The 16,366-nt window shown below is 56.7% G+C and carries 9 protein-coding genes; 8 read left to right on the top strand and 1 reads right to left on the bottom strand.

Features of this window, described 5'->3' with window-relative positions:
- Window positions 1-27 precede the first annotated feature (27 nt).
- Window positions 28-2,910, bottom strand: coding sequence for a hypothetical protein (locus Q1Q75_RS18610; protein ID WP_300673750.1), 2,883 nt, complete (start codon window positions 2,908-2,910; stop codon window positions 28-30).
- Window positions 2,911-3,618: 708 nt separating this feature from the next.
- Here Q1Q75_RS18610 and Q1Q75_RS18615 point away from each other — a divergent pair.
- The 8 genes from Q1Q75_RS18615 (at window position 3,619) to glpK (ending at window position 15,961) form a co-directional block, all read left to right on the top strand.
- A complete protein-coding gene (locus Q1Q75_RS18615) occupies window positions 3,619-5,109 on the top strand; it encodes a DUF2868 domain-containing protein (RefSeq protein ID WP_300673752.1) in 1,491 nt (496 codons plus the stop codon).
- Window positions 5,110-5,479: 370 nt separating this feature from the next.
- The gene (locus tag Q1Q75_RS18620) at window positions 5,480-5,890 is read left to right on the top strand and encodes a hypothetical protein (protein ID WP_300673754.1); all 411 of its coding nucleotides are present in this window, start codon (window positions 5,480-5,482) and stop codon (window positions 5,888-5,890) included.
- 43 nt (window positions 5,891-5,933) lie between these two features.
- Complete coding sequence (locus Q1Q75_RS18625; protein WP_300673757.1) at window positions 5,934-7,337, top strand: GTPase/DUF3482 domain-containing protein; 1,404 nt, start codon at window positions 5,934-5,936, stop codon at window positions 7,335-7,337.
- Window positions 7,338-7,611: 274 nt separating this feature from the next.
- A complete protein-coding gene (locus Q1Q75_RS18630) occupies window positions 7,612-9,768 on the top strand; it encodes an ATP-grasp domain-containing protein (protein WP_300673760.1) in 2,157 nt (718 codons plus the stop codon).
- Window positions 9,765-11,384, top strand: a complete 1,620-nt coding sequence (locus Q1Q75_RS18635) for a gamma-glutamyltransferase (RefSeq protein ID WP_300673762.1) — start codon at window positions 9,765-9,767, stop codon at window positions 11,382-11,384. The genes Q1Q75_RS18630 and Q1Q75_RS18635 overlap by 4 nt, the downstream gene beginning before the upstream one ends.
- 20 nt (window positions 11,385-11,404) lie before the next feature.
- Window positions 11,405-12,109, top strand: a complete 705-nt coding sequence (locus tag Q1Q75_RS18640) for an N-formylglutamate amidohydrolase (protein ID WP_300673765.1) — start codon at window positions 11,405-11,407, stop codon at window positions 12,107-12,109.
- A gap of 110 nt (window positions 12,110-12,219) precedes the next feature.
- Window positions 12,220-14,433 (top strand): mechanosensitive ion channel domain-containing protein, encoded by a 2,214-nt coding sequence (locus tag Q1Q75_RS18645; protein ID WP_300673767.1) that lies wholly within the window; start codon window positions 12,220-12,222, stop codon window positions 14,431-14,433.
- A 34-nt stretch (window positions 14,434-14,467) separates the two neighbouring features.
- Window positions 14,468-15,961 carry a glycerol kinase GlpK gene (gene glpK, locus Q1Q75_RS18650; protein ID WP_300673769.1) on the top strand — a complete coding sequence of 498 codons (1,494 nt, stop codon included), beginning with the start codon at window positions 14,468-14,470 and terminating at the stop codon, window positions 15,959-15,961.
- Window positions 15,962-16,366 lie beyond the last annotated feature (405 nt).

Below are 16,366 nucleotides of genomic sequence, written 5' to 3' on the forward strand. Positions count from 1 at the left end.
TGAAAGAAATGACAGCGTCCAGGCCCATTACCCCGGGCTGCCCGACCCTGCATTATTTTTATTGTGCATAACGCAGCTGTTTTGGGCCATTTTTTTTGCCTCTGACAATCTCTGAATATGCTGAAAACAAGGCGAAAAGGCTTTGATGGGATGCTCATTGATGAGCGTCGGTTCCTCCGTATGGATCGGGTCAAACAGCATCGTGATGTAACTTAACTGGCAATGATCATAAAACTTGACGGCGGATTGCGTTCTCAGCTGCCGGACGGCGTGGGTGATGTCGTCAGAAAAAAAGACAGACTTCAGCTCGGGGACAGGTATCAGGTAGTCATGAATGAAGATGTCCCAATCCTTAAAATTCCCGCCGGATTCCGGCGACATGATGCAGATCACCCTGGCCAGCCAGGATCGGATCAGGGTCTCCCGTCGCCCGAGGATGGTCTCACAAAATGAAATTTCCCCGTTATTAACAATTAAAGACCGCAGCTCATCAATGATCTTTGCGTGAAAATCCTTTTCGACAAAAGCCTCTGAACCGCTTTTTGACAGGTCCGGTAAAAAAGCGAGGACCTCTCGTTCGATCATCTTATCAAAGGTGCGAATCACATCATCCACGGCGAAGTCCCCCCGGGGTGTCTTTTGAGGCCCGGTGTTCTTGTCGAATTCATCGATCAACGCCTTGATGGATGCGTTCAATTCCTTGCCAAAAACGTCCACCGGATCATTCGGAGTCTCGCCGCATGCTGAACAGTGGGCATGAACAGCAGATCTCATCTGCTCCTGCACCTCACGATAAATCAGCAGCTTGCTCTCCCTGCCTGAAAAAATACGGGACCCGATACGTATCCAGAAATATTTCAGCATGCGCTCGAACTGACCCGATTTACACCCTCGCTTATCCGCATGCACCTGGTTGTCTTCCATCCATTTCCAGACCTCGGCCCATGTGCGACTGAAAATATCGTGTCCCCACAGACTGCGCAGCAGAGGCAAGGGCCATTCAATTTTCAACTCATCATCGTCGACGGTGGGCCAGAGACAATAGGCCCACTCCGGCGGTTCCAGTTTTTTCATCAGGCTTTTCCCGACAATCCCGCTGGGTTCGGAGAGAATCAAATGATCGTGCAAAAACATCAGCGATGCCGCCGTTCGGGTAGCAAGGGGGATGGGAGGGGAGCTTTCACGGAGCGCACAGGCGGGGATTTTCACCTTAATCGTCCAATCCTTGGGCTGACCGATGGCCACCTGCCCCAGATGCGACCGGTTCACAAAGTGAATCCTGGGTCCCGTGGAATTTTCAATCATTAGATTATCGGTCACAAGCTGAATGGCCCCATAACAATCTTCCTTTGCCGTTTTCATTAGCTCATCACAGAGCTCTTTGGACAGACACTCCCCATCATTGGAACTCTGCACAAAGAGTTCCTTGGCGAAATCCCGCGCAAACTCTACATCGGCTTCCGGACCACACCCCCACCCCCCCGCCTGACACACGTTGTCCCGCAAAAAACGCCAGAGATCATGGACATGGCGATGATTCATTTCAAACAGACTCGGCCCGGTGTAGACCATCTTCCGGAGCGTTTTACTCTCCGACGCCGACGAGGCCTGCGTCCTACAATTTACCGCGACCTCCTCCTTTTCATCAAAGACAAGGTTCCTCACCTCAATATTAAAAAAATCGTGAATATTATTGATATTATGCCCGGCCACAAAGTGATCGCTCGTATTAGAGCCCCCACAGGGGATCGTATTGATATGCACCTTTATGTCCTTCAGCATCTTCCCGATCGTCATCGTCGGGTCACTGCATTCAGGGTGTGAGTTAAACCCGAACACCTCCTCCCAGTTCATGGGCTCCAATTCAACAATGTGAGACTTGGGGAACAATTTGCGCATGGCATTGGATGAATTTTCGTGGGCCATGCGGTTGACGATGGGAATACTTGGGCTGGTGACCTCCTGCCGGACCTCGGTCGACCGGTCGTTCACATACAACAGTTGCTCTTTCGCGTATAAATTAAAGACATTTTGAGCGATTTTAAAATCCCCGGACACGATGGTAAAAAGTTGGGGAACGGAGATCAAACGGATTAACTTGATCAACTTAATGCTGATGCTGGGGTTCAGGTCAAAATCATCCAGGGGAAGAACAAACAAAAACTCTTTGTCCGCAAAAGCTCCAAAGTAATTCTCATTCAAATCCTTAAAATTTTTTATCATCCATTCATTAAATCGCAGGCGGCACCGTTCCGTTTCAACCACATCCACGGTATAGGTATCCGGATCCATGGAGCCGGAATGCTCATCCAGATTTCCGTGCCAGGCCTTGATCACATCCCGTTGCAGTTTTTCGAACTCCATGATCGTATCCGGCGATCGGTAGCTGTGGTACAGATGGGTAAAATTACGCTCCCCGCCCTTTTTTTCGCCCTGATCCCGATCAAATCGATCGATGACCTCTTCCACTCGGGCCAGGATGGAAGCAATCATATAATTGGGTGTCGGCAAGGACTCCATTTCAATGGGACGAAGCCAGATAACCCGTTTTTCCAATGTCTCGATGGTAGCTTTAAAATTAGGTTTCCACTGGCCCTCTTCTATCTTATACGGGTCGCTGCTGACCTGCTTGATCAGCGAATAAAGGACCGATGTCTTTCCACTCCCCCTTCCCCCCGAGAGAAAGGACATCCGATTGTAATTGTTCTCCATGAGCCCAAAGGTCTGAGCTGAGCGGGGCATAACGTTTTGCGATTTTTGAGGTCGATCCCCCCGATCCAGTTCGGCAACGGCCCGCCCGATCAACAGCACCAGCCGCTTGAAGGCCTCTTTCTGACTTTCCGATAACCTTTCATACTCGTACGGCTGGGCTTCAGGTCTTAACCCATATCCCTTGGTATCAATCATCATCCGACTCCCTGTGGATCGTTGGTGGAAAGACGACGTCCCGAAATATTCGTGTGAAGGGTGAGTGTCTCAAGCGCATGCACAGCCCGTATTTCCCTGCATCGTTACGGATTGACATGAGCCGGAATAACGCCGCGGCAAGGCGATCCCCCCGGGCAGGCAGATGGCCGCTGCGTTTTGAGCACAGCGGTGCATTAGCCCGAATATTTCATGAAAAAGCAATCAGGACTAAGGAATAATTCGTAATGATAGTTCTTTGCGGTAATATTTTCAGTCGTTTCAAAAATGCAAAATGTAATCCACGGTATTCTGTTTGATTTTCTCACCCTTCGTGAAATATCCGGGTTAGTTATCTGCGTAAGCCCAAACACTGTGAATGAATTTTCTCGAAAAAAGTGCAGGTTCGAAGAAGAAAGAGGAAAGAATATCGATCATATCAACGGAGAAGCCCCGTTGCTGCGTCGCTATATATAAATCTTAGTGTAATTATAGTAAGATACCCTTCAAGCTGCTACTATCCCACAGTTGGATTTATATGTCCAGACCCCACTGGCTTCGCATTTTTGACACCACGCAAGCGCCCCATAGCCGATCACCTCTTAAAAATTAAGGTGTCGATAAAATTGGGATCTAAAAACACCGGGAGCCCCCCCCTTTCCACAAAGCCGCTCTTGCTTGCCATTTCCCCCCTCCTGCGGTACATCTCTTTGCATGGAAAAACCGCTTCACATTCGCGATCTACTGGACATTCTCCACTTCCTCTCCCAGGATGAAGAACGAGGGGCGACGGCTGGCCATGCCCAGGTGGATGAAGAGAATCGACGCTGCCTGGAATCGCTGGCCAAGACAGATAACCGAAGCCGCCTGGACGGCTGGCTTGAGACGCGCAGGCAGTCTGCGGCCGACGCCCGGCTTCCGGGGGATCTGTTCCGATCGGCCTCCGCGCTGTTAACCGTTGTGCTGATCCTTTGTGCGGTGACAGCCGGGTATGGCGGGGTCTTCTCGTTTCTGGCCTACACAGGCACCGAGCCAGTGAACGTACTGGTCTTTTTTGTCCTGTTCGTCCTGATTCAGGGTTTTCTGGCACTGGGCAGCGCCCTGCCCCTGCTGTTTCGGATCAAGGCCCCTTCGAGCCTCAGCCCCTTTGGGGTGATGGTGGGGCACCTGCTGACACGGGGTCTTGAAAAAGGACTGAAAACACTTCCGGCGGAGCGGCGCACGGAAACGTTGGGCCTCTGGAGACGACTGAAGGGAGATTCCCGGGCCTTTGGGCGGACGCTCTTCTATCTGATTTTTTCACGGGTCCAGATCTTTGCCACGGTCTTTGCGGCAGGCGCCCTGGCAGCCTTTTTAACCCGGATTCTCTTTTTTGATACGGCCTTCGGCTGGCAAACGACCTTAAACGCAGCGCCAGAGGCAATCCACCGTATCGCAGGCGTAATGGCCCTCCCCTGGTCATGGGCTCTGCCTGAAGACATCGGGGTGCCGAGCCTTCAGGCCGTTGCAGGGAGCCGCATGATATTAAAGGAAGGCATCCAGGGACTCTCCGGAGCACATCTCACCGCCTGGTGGCCCTTTCTTGCCCTGGGACTTTTCGTTTATGGCCTGCTGCCCCGTTTTCTTCTGCTGATCGCCTCGAAAGTCAGTCTGAGAAAAGCCGTTCACCGGGAAGTCATGGCATGGCCTGCGGCAAAGATTCTTTTAAAAAGTTTTTCCGCCCCGGCCCTTGCCACCCAGGTCACCGAGGAGCACCGCTCCGAAGAGGCCGAAGCCGAGCTGAGCAAACGAAAAAACGTCACCCCCCGACAAAACGGGGTCCCCAGCGCCCCCGCCGTCACCACCACGGTGCTGGTCCCCGAAGAGCTGGCCGGAATGATTTCAGGACTGGCCCACCACTTGGCAGAGCCCCTGAAACACCCAAAAATCATCTCCGTCTCCATGGACACCGACCCGGCCAAACCAGAAACCTGCGACCGTCTCTATCTCATCCAGGAAGCCTGGCAAGCCCCCATCCGGGAAACCCTGGACTGGATTGTGGAATTAAAGAAAACCCTCCCGGAAGACCTGCCCCTCACCCTTCTTCTCATCGGAGAAATCACCGATAAGGCCATCGAATCGCCCGAAGAGGGGCATGTGCATATCTGGAGAAAGGTGGTTGCGGCCTTGACATTGCCGGGGTTGAGGGTAGAGGGGATAGGCTAAAAAAAAAGCGTTCTTGGTTCTTCGTTCCTGGTGCTTGGTTGAGGAGTCGCTGTGCTCCATCTGGGAACAACGGATCACAGATGGCGGGGCTTCAACCTTCGAGGCGGAGCCTGGGAATGAGAAAAAAAAGAAAAGCGTTCCTCGTTCTTCGTTTCTGGTGCTTGGTTGAGGAGTCGCTGTGCTCCATCTGGGAACAACGGATCACAGATTGCGGGGCTTCAACCTTCGAGGCGGAGCCTGGGAATGAGAAAAAAAAGAAAAGCGTTCCTCGTTCTTCGTTTCTGGTGCTTGGTTGTGGAGTCGCGGTGCTCCAGCTGGGAACAACGGATCACAGATTGCGGGGCTTCAACCTTCGAGGCGGAGCCTGGGAATGAGAAAAAAAAGAAAAGCGTTCTTGGTTCTTCGTGCCTGGTGCTTGGTTGAGGAGTCGCGGTGCTCCAGCTGGGAACAACGGATCACAGATGGCGGGACTTCAACCTTCGAGGCGGAACCTGGGAATGAGAAAAAAAAGAAAAGCGTTCCTCGTTCTTCGTTTCTGGTGCTTGGTTGTGGAGTCGCGGTGCTCCATCTGGAAAAACGAATGATAGGTCATGGGGTGTGGGTGCTCTTCGTGGTAAGTTACGCGGTGCGCACGGCGCACCCTACCTTTCACATCGACACGGTTACCAAAGGGCAGACCCTTATTACGGTTTCCTTCTTCATCGACCTGCCCTATCGGTGTGTGGCGATTGGGTGGCAGAAGCCGAACAGTGACAAATTTTGTATTTTATATGGCCCTTGAGTACAGCACATTCATTGATCAAAGAACCAGGAACCCATTTCCCATGACCCACGCGACCATTCCAGAATTTGCCATCCTCGGGCACCCCAACGAGGGGAAATCGACCCTGGTCTCTACCCTCACCGAGGACGACACCGTTCGGGTCAGCCCCTTCCCCGGAGAGACCACGGTCTGCCGGACCTACACCGTGACCCTGGATGACAAGCCTCTGATTCGGTTTATGGACACCCCCGGTTTTCAAGCGCCCCGAAAAACCCTGGCCTGGTTCCAGACGTATACCGGTCCCCCTGAAAAAATCATTGAGGCCTTTCTCGCCGAGCATGAGGGCGAAAAGACCTTTGCAGACGAGTGCGAGCTGCTTGGCCCTGTGGCGAAAGGGGCGGGGATTATCTATGTGGCCGACGGATCTCGTCCGGTACGGCAAAACGATCTGGCAGAGATGGAGATTCTAAGGCTGACGGGCCTGCCCCGGATGGCGGTGATCAACTGCAAGGGCGTCGATGAGAAACACCTGGCCTCCTGGCGGACAGAGTTTCGAAAAACCTTCAACGCCGTAAGGCTCTTCAACGCCCACAACGCCACCCTCAAAGACCGGCTGGATCTTTTAGCGGCGCTCATCACCGTGGACCCGGAGTGGGAGCCGGCCCTGACCCACGTGGTCACAGCCTTAAACAACGAATGGGGCCACCGACTCAGGCGCAGTGTCGATGCCATGACCGATCTCTTCCACTTTGCCCTCACCCACACGGTCTCCTCCGCCCTTGGCGATGAAGGAAAAAAAGGGGAGACAGAAAAAAAACTGGCCTCACGGTTTCAAGAGGCGCTCCGAAAAAAAGAGTTTCAGACCCGAGAGACTATTCGACGCACCTTTCGCCACAGCCTCTTTGATGTGGAGATGCCCGAAGGCTCAGTACTGCAGCAGGATCTTTTTGATAAACGCACCTTTAAGCTGCTGGGCCTCACCCAAAAACAACTGGCCACGGCTGCCGCCACCTGCGGCGGCGCGGCCGGTGCTGCCATCGATCTGGCCACCGCCGGCCACAGCCTCGGACTCTTTACGGTTTTAGGCTCCATCGGGGGAGCCGCCTCGGCCTTCCTCGGCGAACGGCGCATCGCCAAAGCCAAGGTCTCGGGCATCCCCATCGGGGGCCAGGAGCTCACCCTCGGCCCCTGCCGGAATCTTCAGGTCCTCTTCGTTCTCTTAGACCGCATTCTCCTTTACTTTCGCCTGATCACCTCCCGCTCCCACGGGAAACGCGACGAAGCCGCCCTCACCGTCGAAGAGACCGCCCTCTTAAATGACAGCGTCTCCCGTCACCTCACGGCACCCGAAAAAAAAGCCTTTCAGGACCTCTTCAAGGCCACGGGCAAACAAGACACCGCCGCCACCGAAAAAGCCCTGGAGGAGATCCGCACGCTAATTTTTACACACATCAACAGCCAATAAAAGGGATGGAGTCAGGCACCCCTTTTATCCGTTTTTACAACGCCCTGATTCCTCGATAAACAATCGACATTCCCCCATGGCTATCCTTCTGGTTAACTCATCCTTTTTCAGGGCAAATTACCCCTTGCCAAAAACCCGCCAACCCACGATAATTCCGAATGATCCCCTTTTTTCATCCCCTTGCATTTTTTTCTTGTCAGCGTCCTGAAAAAGGGGTAATTCACAGCGTCATTTTTCATCCCCGACCCCATTTATCTGAACAAGGAGCCTGCCGGTGAAAATCGCCGTCATTTACAACAGGGAGTCCCAGAAGGTCATCAACCTTTTTGGCGTCTCCAACCGGGAGAAGTACGGCCTCGCGGCCATTCAGCGCATTGTCAACGCCCTCAAGAAAGGCGGCCATCAGGTAATCGCCCTTGAAGGAGATAAAGACCTCATCGACAACTTGGAAGAATTCATGCCGCGAGCCCTTAAAGGGGAACGTCCCGGCATGGCCTTCAACCTCTCCTACGGCATCCAGGGTCAGGCCCGGTACACCCATGTTCCGGGCATCTTGGAGATGGTGGGAGTGCCCTATGTTGGCTCCGGCCCCCTGGCCCACTCCCTGGCCCTGGACAAGGTGGTGGCCAAGATGATCTTTGTGCAGAACGGCCTGCCCACCCCCAAATTTGCCGTCCTCAAAGAACCGGGCTTTGCCATGCCTGACCTTGATTTCCCCATCATCGTCAAGCCCAAGAACGAAGCGGTCTCCTTTGGCATCCGTATTGTCGAGACCGAGGCGGAGCTTCGGGAGGCGGCCCAGGCGATCTTTGACGAATTCGGCCAGCATGTCCTCGCCGAAAGCTACATTGAAGGCCGGGAAATCAACGTGGGAATCCTCGGCAATGGCGCTCAGGTGGAAGCCTTTCGCCCGGCAGAGCTCGTCTTCCCGGGCCAGGGTCCCAACATCTACACCATGGAAGACAAGAAACAACTTTCCGGACGAAAGATCGAGGTGGTCTGCCCCGCTCAGATTGACGCCGCCACAGAGATAAAAGCCCTTGAAATCGCCAAGGGGGCCTTTGAAGCCCTGGGATGCTACGACTGCGCCCGGGTAGACATCCGCATGGACGCAGAAGGCAACCTTTACATCCTGGAGATTAACTCCCTGCCCAGCCTGGGCGAGCACGGCTCCTATGTGGCCGCCGCCGAAGCCATGGGCATGCCATTCCCCAAGCTGGTGAACCGCCTCGTCGAGGTGGCCTCGGCCCGATACTTCGGGACCCCCCACCCACCACAGATGTCCCGGCGCGTCAAAGATCCGGCAGAAGGGGTCTTTGCCTACCTCACCGAGCGACGGGATCAGCTCGAAAAACGGGTCGAATCCTGGACAGAGGTCTCCTCTCGAAGCGACGACGCCGTGGGCATTCGGGTGGCCGCCGACCGCCTCGATGAGACCCTCACCGATATCGGCCTGCGCCAGGTCCGGGAGTTTTCCGATCAGCGGGACATCTGGACATGGGAGGGCCCCCGGGGCATCGCCGGAGGGACCGTCCTCATCACCCATCTGGATGTCCCGGTAAACACAAACCTGGGAATCGAGCGCTTCCGAAGGGATCCCGAGTGGCTTTATGGCGAAGGAATCGGTACCTCCAGAGCCCCCCTGGTGCAGCTGGAATTTGCCCTGCGGGCCTTGAAACACGTTCGAAAGTTCGCCCGTTCCCGTATCGGAGTGATCTGCTACACCGATGAAGGCCGGGACTGCGAAGAGAGTGCCGAGATCATCACCCGGGCCTGTGCTGGAGCCTCCCGTGCCCTGATCCTCAACCCCGGGACCTCCGGCGACTGTGTGGTCCACGCCCGGAGGGGGCAACGGCGCTACCGCCTCGTGGTGGAGGGTAAATCCCTGCGGCTGGGAGAAGCATCGCGCCACCCGGAAGTGATGCGCCTTCTCTACAAAAAACTGGATGCGGCCACGGCCCTGTCCAACCGGAAAAGCCGCATCGGCGTATCCGCGGTCGACATCAAAACCGAGGCCTTCCCCCGACGCCTTCCCCACCGCGTCCAGACCGTGCTTCAGGTCTCCTATCCCTCCATCGGTGACGCGGACCAAACAGAGCGAAAGATGCGGGAACTCTTCCAGGGCAATGGGGTAAAATGGAGCCTGATCCGGATCTCTGACCGCCCGCCCATGATCACCGAGCAGATCAATACAGCCCTGTACAACGACATCAAGATGACCGCCGACACCTGGGACATTCCCCTGTCCACAGACACCTCCCTCTGGCCGTCGGCCGCAGGGCTTGTAACCTCCCCCACGTCAGTACTCTGCGGCATGGGCCCTGTGGCGCGAGAGCTTCACACCAGCCATGAGTCCGTCTCACGCATCAGCCTGGTCCAACGGTCCCTGCTCCTGGCGCAATGCCTCCTCAACATCACGGAGAACTCATGATGCCACACGACGCCCGGCGACTCCTGGATACAGACCTCGTGGACCCCAGCGACAAACGGATCCACAACCCCCAGCGGGTGGGTGTCTCGAAAGTGGGGATGGTCGCCTCTCAGCACCACATGGCCACGGCCGCCGGACGCACCCTCCTTGCCGAAGGTGGCAACGCCGTGGACGCCGCCGTGGCGACGGCCTTCGCCCTGGGGGTGGCTGAACCGGCCGCCTCAGGGCTCGGCGGCCAGACCATGCTCACCCTTCACCTGAACGAAGCCGACCGCACCTTCTGCCTGGACGGAGGCAGCCGGGCGCCCAACCGGACACCCACCGGTGCGCTGGAACGCGCTGAACAGCTGCGCGGCCATCGAGCCACCACCGTTCCCAGCACCCCGGCGGTCCTCTTTCATGCGTTGAAACATTACGGTACCAAGAGCCTCTCCGAGGTGCTCGCCCCGGCCATCGCCCTGGCGGAAGAGGGGTATCGTATCTCCCCTCTCCAGCACCATCTCACCAAACGGGAGTTGAAACACCTTAAGGCTCACAGCGCCGCACCCTTTTTCCTGAAAGGGGGCAAAACCCCCTACCCCATCGGAGCCATCTTTCGACAGCCGGTGCTGGCCGCCACGCTGAAACGCCTGGCCAAAGAGGGCATCGAAGATTTCTATCAGGGAGAGATCGCCCGTCTGATCCATGAAGACATGGAGACCAATAACGGCCTCCTCCGGGACGACGACCTGGCCCAAATTCCCTGGCCTGTCGAACGCCAACCCCTTACGACCACCTTTGGCGCGACCGAGGTCTTCACCCTGGGTCCGCCCGGTGCCGGACGCACCCTCATCGAAGCCCTGAACCTGCTGGAACACTTTCCAGAGCTGCCCGGGGCCATAGATACGCCAAACGGCATCCTGCGTCTTTCCAATATCATCCGGAAAGCCAACCTGGACCGTTCCGACCGTCCCGCTGACCCCACGCTCTTCGCCCAGGAGCTGGAACTCGACGAGGACATCACCCACAAGGAGTACGCCGCCCGCGCAGCCGGGCGAATCCACCGCCGCATCAAAGCGGGAGGCGAGACCACCCACCTCTCCACCATCGACAAAGCCGGCAACATGGTGGCCCTCACCCAGTCCATTGAGCGGGTCTACGGCTCCTTTGCCGCCGCACCCGGGTTGGGATTTCTCTACAACAACTACATGAGCGCCTTTGAGTACAGGGACATCACCCACCCCTACTACCTGCGCCCCAACGCCGTACCCTGGGCGTCGGTGGTCCCGACCCTTCTCTTGAAAGGAGGAAAACCCTGGCTCTCCATCGGCTCACCGGGCTCTGAGCGCATCGTCTCTGCGGTGCTCCAGGTGCTCCTGCGGCTCTTCCGGGGAGATACCCCTTACAACGCCGTGGAAGCGCCCCGCATGCACTGCTCCATCGGGGGCAAGGTCTCCATGGAAGGAACCCGCATGCGAAATGACATCGCCCCGCTTCTCTCACGCCACGGTTTTGACGTCCATATCCGGGACCCCTACTCTTTTTATCTCGGTTGTGTTCAGTTGGTGATGCAGACGGAGGACGGATTCATGGGCGTGGCAGACCCAAGACGGGACGGTTCGGCCGAAGGGCCATAACTTAAAAAAGGGACTTCTTCATGCAAACGCTTCCCCTCGGTCTCTCGCTGCCGCACGGCGGCCTGGAAACACCCGGAGACCTCCGTGCCCTTTCACGGCTCTCTGCTGATGATATCGAAAAAGACAGCGATGAAGGATCCCACGCCATGGCCCGTGCACTTCGTCCTTGGATGGCTCAATATGCCGAGACATCCATCGCCCGGGCCTTCATAGACCTCAACAGAGAAGAGACCGACCTCACACCGGATGGGGTTGTGAAAACACTCACCTCCTGGAACGTTCCCATCTACACGGCCCCGCTTTCTCCGGAGACTGTTCAACAACTCATCGCGACCTATCACCGGCCCTACCATCACCGGCTCAGTCAATTCGTCCGTCACCCGGCCATCCGACTGTCTCTGGATCTTCACTCCATGGCGGAACATGCCCCCCCCATCTCAGACCATCCCGGCACCAAACGTCCGCGAATCTGCCTCGGAAACGCCCGTCACACGGCCGCCTCCCAATCCTGGATTGAGACAATGGCTGATCTTGCGGCACGTTTCATGGATCCTGATGTCCAGATCAACACGCCCTTCGCTGGCGGATGGATCACCCGGTGCCATGGCCGTGAAATGCCCTGGATTCAAATCGAAGTGTCACGGGAGCCCTGGATTTCCTGGCAGGCAAAGGGAGAAGCTCTGGTTGAGCTGACACAGCGATTTATTGAAGTCCTGAAGCTGTGAGCCCCTTCGTTCATCTCCCATTGCCTCCACTGCCCCTGGCTGATAAAGTAAACCCAAATGATTCAGAGCCAACCTCCCCGAGGTCCCCTATTTCCCAGACAAGGCCCTAAATGAAACGATCTGCTGCCCTCTTCATTGTACTGCTTCTCCTTTTTAGCGCCTCCCTTTCCTCTGCTGCGGAAAAAGCATGGTACATGGTGGATGAAATCCGTCTGAACACCCTGCGAATGGAGGTGGCAGGCTGGGACCTGAATCCTCCACAGGAAGAAGAGATCAATCAGCGCCTGTCCGATTTGCAGATCCTGATGGACAATGCCTCCCAGTGTGTGGCTGCCACTGAGAAAACACTGGCCCAGGTCGATGAAAAGACAGCGGTCTTCGGAGAACCCAGCACAGCTGAAGATTCGGAGCTTGCCAGGCGGCGAAGCAGTCTGGAAACGGACAGGAAAAACCTGGAACAACGGCTGGCTATCTGCCGACTGCTGAACCTGAGCGGTCGAGAGCTGCAAAAGCAAATCCTCGCCTGGCGGCAGAAAAATTTCACCAGCGCTCTTCTCGCCCGGGAGCAGCCTGTATGGGAGGCCATTATGGGGCTGCCGGAGCTGATTGCCTCAGCAGAACCCCTGATTGACATCACCCCCCCCACGCATCCAGACACCAACCTCATGCTCCTGGCCGGTTTCTTTCCCCTGCTCTTTCTTCTTCCCCTGGTCATCACCCTGGACCGACGGATCAAGAACTGGTCGGCTGAAGACCCGGAACTCAAAAGCCACAAAACGGCCCTGATGTTCACCCGACGCCTGCCCGTCATCGCTCTGCTCACCTCGATGGCCTCGGGTTTTTATGCCGGGGGCATCCTCATTCTGGCGGCTCCGGTGGGTGCCCTGGCCATCGCCCTGGCCTTAAGCCCTCTTGTGGAACGCTTCTTCAACAAGGAAAATTTAGGCGTTCCGGCCTCCTTGCCCCTGCGCTTTCTCATCACCCTGGCTCTTCTGACCCAGGCCCTGGTCATTTCGGATATGGGGGCCCTTGTTCCAAAAAATATAGCGGTTCTCTGCCGAAGCTTCATCATGCTCCTGCTTCTGGGGGCCACCATTCGCACCCTCTGGGCGCTCTCCCTCCACCCCGGGCTCTCTTTTCTAAAAAGCATCCGTCCCCCGCTTTTTTTCTGCCTGGCCTTCGGGCCTGTGGCCGACTGGCTGGGGTATCGCAATCTGGCCACCTTCGCCACTTACGGCGTCCTGGGAACCCTTGTCGGCAGCTTAACGGCCTGGGGTCTTTTCCTGGGCATCCGCAAAACTCAAGATCTTTTAGAGGAAAGCCCTCCCAAACACACCGCACAGACACTCAGGCATCTCCTCGGGTATAAACCGGAAGAGCCGGTCAAAGGTCTCAAGCTTATCAGCCGAGGCCTGACCCTGATGCTCTTTCTCCTCCACCTGCTTCTCGTCATGAACATCTGGGGGCAATCCACCATTCACAACAGCGCCCTGGGCAATCTCTTCCTCCAGGGGTTCCGGGTAGGCAGCCTTCTTATCGTCCCCTCGCGACTTCTTATGGCGGTGTTCCTCTTTTTCCTGATCTTAAACATCTCCCGGTGGCTCAAACGCCAGATGGGAGAAAAATGGCTGACCCACACCAACCTGGACAAGGGAGCAAAACAATCCATTGTCACACTGACAGGCTACGTTCTGACCGGCTTTGCCCTCTTCTACTCGCTTTCTATTGCTGGGCTGGAATTCAAAAACCTCGCCATTATCGCCGGGGCACTCTCCGTGGGCATCGGTTTCGGTCTCCAGAACATCGTCAACAACTTCGTCTCCGGCCTCATTCTTCTTTTTGAACGGCCTGTCCGCCCCGGAGACTGGGTGGTGGTGGGCGAGACCGAAGGGTATGTCAAACGAGTCAGCATCCGGTTTACCCACATCCAGACCTTTGACCGCGCAGATGTCCTGGTGCCAAACTCCGACCTCATCTCCAATCAGGTGACCAACTGGATGCTGGGAGACCCCTTCGGCCGAATCATCGTCCAGGTGGGTGTGGCCTACGGCACCGACACCCACAAGGTCCACGACATGCTGATACACATTGCCGAGGAGCATCCCATGGTCCTCACCAATGGCCGCCTGGTTCCCAAACCCAAGGTACTCTTCAAGGCCTTTGGTGAAAGCTCCCTTGATTTCGAGCTGCGCTGCCACATCCGGGACATCGACCACCGCATGACCGTAAAAAGTGAACTGCTTTTCGCCATTGACGATGCCTTCCGAAAAGAAAAAATTGAGATCCCCTTTCCCCAGCGGGTGCTTCATCAGGCTATTGAATAACCATCGGCCGCAACCCATACCAGAGGCGTTCCACATGAGAAAAAAATACATCCTCTCCATCGACCAGGGAACCACCAGCTCACGCGCCATCCTCTTCGACAAAACAGGCGACATCAAGCTGATCACCCAAAAAGAATTCCGCCAGATTTTTCCCCAGCCCGGCTGGGTGGAGCACGATGCCCTGGAAATCTGGTCCTCGGTTCAGTCGGTCGTGGCCGAAGCCCTGTCCAACCAAGAGATCTCCGGTGACGATATCGCCGCCATCGGCATCACCAACCAGCGGGAAACCGCCGTCGTGTGGGACAAGGCCACGGGCAACCCCATCTACCATGCCATTGTCTGGCAATCCCGCCAGACGGCAGGTATCTGCGAAGAGCTGAAAGCCAGGGGCTTCAGTGAGACGGTCCGAGAAAAAACAGGCCTGCTCATCGACGCCTACTTCTCCGGCACCAAGGTGAAGTGGATCCTCGACCAGGTGGAAGGCGCCCGGGAGAAAGCCGAACGGGGAGAGCTCCTCTTCGGCACCATCGACACCTGGCTCACCTGGAAACTCACCGGCGGCAAAGCCCACGTCACCGATTACTCCAACGCCTCCCGGACCCTGATGTACAACATCCACGACCTCGCCTGGGACGAGGACCTCCTGTCCATGCTCACCGTCCCCGCCTCCATGCTTCCTGAGGTAAAGCCCTCCTCCGAAATCTACGGCACCACCGCCCCCAACGCCTTCTTCGGCTACGAAATTCCCATTGCCGGCATCGCAGGCGACCAGCAGGCAGCCCTCTTCGGCCAGGCCTGCTACGAGCCGGGCATGGCGAAAAACACCTACGGCACCGGCTGCTTCATGCTGATGAACACCGGAGAAAAAGCGGTGACATCCGAAAACGGCCTGCTCACCACCATCGCCTGGGGAATCGATGGCAAGGTGGAATACGCCTTGGAGGGCAGCGTCTTTGTCGCCGGATCCGCCATCCAGTGGCTCCGGGATGGCCTGCGCATGTTCCCCCACGCCCGAGACAGCGAAGCCTACGCCCACCGCGTGGAATCCACGGACGGCGTCTATGTGGTCCCCGCCTTTGTGGGCCTCGGCACGCCCTACTGGGACAGCGACGTGCGCGGCTGCGTCTTCGGCCTCACCCGCGGCACCTCCAAAGAACACTTCGTCCGTGCCACCTTAGAATCCATGGCTTACCAGACCCGAGACGTCCTGGCCGCCATGGAAGCCGACTCCGGCATCACCATCACCACCCTGCGCGTGGACGGCGGGGCCACCGGCAACGATTTTATCCTCCAATTCCAGAGCGACATCCTCGGAGCAAAGGTAGAACGCCCCGTCATCGTCGAAACCACCGCCCTGGGCGCCGCCTACCTGGCTGGCCTGGCCGTGGGCTTCTGGAAAGACCGCGCCGAAATCGCCGCCCAGTGGAAAAAAGACAAAACCTTTGAAGTGAAAATGGACTCCCCCACCCGTGAGGCCCTCTACGCAGGCTGGCAAAAGGCCATCAACGCGGCCATGGCGTTTAAGTAAAGGATGGGCGTTTAAAAGGGATGGGCCTCCGGCGGCGAGGTGTGCCACCTCGAAAGCGGGTTTGCGAATGCGATACGGCTGTCGGTATGCGCAGCACCTCGCGTCCGCATTCGCGTGGTGGGTAAAGGGCTGCATGGGATGTCACAAGGGCGTGCTTACACACCTCACATCCCCCACACCGTCGGCAATGCGTTACATAAGGGTGACTTGGCCCCATTTGTTTTCAACTTCTCAACGGCGCTGCTTTTCGGGCGCGCCGTGCTCCGTCGCGGCATTTACGCGATACCGCTGGAAGGAAGTCACTCGTTGGGATGTGAGGTCTTGGTCATCGTTTGGGCCGCGACCTTCAAAAAACCGAGAAAGACGAACCGAAACGGAGCGCCGCACTCCGGTGCGGCTTTTTAG

Source organism: Desulfoluna sp., assembly GCF_030145185.1.
Lineage (GTDB): Bacteria > Desulfobacterota > Desulfobacteria > Desulfobacterales > Desulfolunaceae > Desulfoluna.

What these genes read in the sequence shown, in the direction of transcription:
- Q1Q75_RS18640 (WP_300673765.1), top strand. Translation starts at nt 11,405, where the DNA reads ATGCAAACGCTTCCCCTCGGTCTCTCGCTGCCGCACGGCGGCCTGGAA.
- Q1Q75_RS18635 (WP_300673762.1), top strand. Translation starts at nt 9,765, where the DNA reads ATGATGCCACACGACGCCCGGCGACTCCTGGATACAGACCTCGTGGAC.
- Q1Q75_RS18610 (WP_300673750.1), bottom strand. Translation starts at nt 2,910, where the DNA reads ATGATGATTGATACCAAGGGATATGGGTTAAGACCTGAAGCCCAGCCG.
- Q1Q75_RS18645 (WP_300673767.1), top strand. Translation starts at nt 12,220, where the DNA reads ATGAAACGATCTGCTGCCCTCTTCATTGTACTGCTTCTCCTTTTTAGC.
- Q1Q75_RS18615 (WP_300673752.1), top strand. Translation starts at nt 3,619, where the DNA reads ATGGAAAAACCGCTTCACATTCGCGATCTACTGGACATTCTCCACTTC.
- glpK (WP_300673769.1), top strand. Translation starts at nt 14,468, where the DNA reads ATGAGAAAAAAATACATCCTCTCCATCGACCAGGGAACCACCAGCTCA.
- Q1Q75_RS18620 (WP_300673754.1), top strand. Translation starts at nt 5,480, where the DNA reads ATGAGAAAAAAAAGAAAAGCGTTCTTGGTTCTTCGTGCCTGGTGCTTG.
- Q1Q75_RS18625 (WP_300673757.1), top strand. Translation starts at nt 5,934, where the DNA reads ATGACCCACGCGACCATTCCAGAATTTGCCATCCTCGGGCACCCCAAC.